2 protein-coding genes are annotated in these 1,422 nt (G+C 75.5%); both read right to left on the bottom strand.

Features of this window, described 5'->3' with window-relative positions; genetic code table 11:
• Positions 1–135: 135 nt before the first annotated feature.
• Complete coding sequence (locus tag AC08ON_RS09000) at positions 136–1,116, bottom strand: diacylglycerol/lipid kinase family protein (protein WP_476607097.1); 981 nt, start codon at positions 1,114–1,116, stop codon at positions 136–138.
• Between the two features lie 80 nt (positions 1,117–1,196).
• On the bottom strand, positions 1,197–1,422 hold a 226-nt coding region (locus tag AC08ON_RS08995; RefSeq protein ID WP_476616778.1), incomplete at its 5' end, for a DUF6758 family protein.

Below are 1,422 nucleotides of genomic sequence, written 5' to 3'. Positions count from 1 at the left end.
AGGCAGCCGGCCGCATCGACTATCACGCGACCCCCGAGATCACGCTGACACCCGAGACCACGCCGAGGCCCGAGACCGCGGACCCGGCCGAATCCACAGCGGCCGAACCCGACCGCCCGGCGCCGGAATCCGGCTTCAGGACGCCGGAATAACCGGCACGAGCAGCCGCAGGGCACCGGGGCGCACGACAATCTCCGCCGGCAACGACGCCAGCGGATCGCCGTCGGCGTAGACGGCGAAGGGCCGGTCGGCCTCGATGCGCACCCGCCGGGCCCGCAGCACCCGCACGTGCCGGGTGTCGACGTGACGCCCGGAGAACACCCGCGGGAACAGCGCCAGGAACGTCAGGCGGGAGGTGCGCGAGATCAGCAGGACGTCCAGCAGCCCGTCGGCGATGTCCGCCCCGGGGGCGAACCGCATCCCGCCGCCGTAGTACGCCGAGTTCGCCGCCGCAACCGTCCACCCGACCAGGTCCCGAGGCGCGAGGTCGTCCACCGTCACCGTGAAGCGCGCCGGGCGCCAGGCGGCCAGCGCCCGCAGCGCCGCGTAGGTGTAGACCTGTTGACCGCGCAGGAACCGGGTCCGGTTGGCGATCACCTGGACGTCGGAGTCGTAGCCGACGCTCGCGATCCCCAGAAACGGCCGGCCGCCGACCTCGGGCAGGTCGACCCGGCGTTCCCGGGCGTGCGCAAGCCCGGCCGCGACGCGGCACGGGTCGCGGGGCAAGCCGAGACCACGCACGAAGTCGTTACCGCGCCCGCCGGGGAGCACCGCGAGCACGCCGCCGCAGCGGGCCACCCCCCCTGCCACCGCGCCGGCTAGGCCGTCGCCCCCGAGCGCGACCACGACCCGGCCCTGGGCGGTGGCCACCGCCGCGAGATCGTCCGCGTGGGCGAGGTCGCGGGTCGGGGTGACCCGGACGTCCCGCGCCCAGCGCGCGAGCTCGGCGCGGACGCCGTCGAGCATCCGCATCGCCCGCCCGTGACCCGCGCTCGGGTTGACGATCACGGCCAGCCGGTTGCGGTCGACCTCGGCGGGTTCGACCCGCAGCGGCTGCGGCGCCACCGTACCGAGGCTTCCCCGGGAGGGTGTGCGGGGGGCAGCGGCGTCCGTCATGGTGAGCGAGCTTACGGGCGGGTGCGGCAGGTCCCCCAACGGCCGGGGATGCGGAGCCGGGGATGCGTGACCATGGCGGCTCACCGCCCGGGCAGCGGCCCCGCGGACAGGTGCTGGCTCGATGCACCGAAGAACGACCGCTCGCCGAGCTGCGGATCGTCGCGCAGGTCCCGCAGCACGAGGTGTTCCAGCAGGAGCAGGGCCGCGTCGGCCGGCCAGAGCACCAGCCACAGCCACACCCCCCGGGCCTCCCCGACGAACGCCGCCCGATCGGGGGGTACGACCAGCGGCCACAGCGCGGTGGGA

The organism is Frankia sp. CoWAU3, from assembly GCF_977971855.1.
Note: the sequence above shows the minus strand (reverse complement) of the source record. Positions and strands in the feature narration are given on the sequence as shown.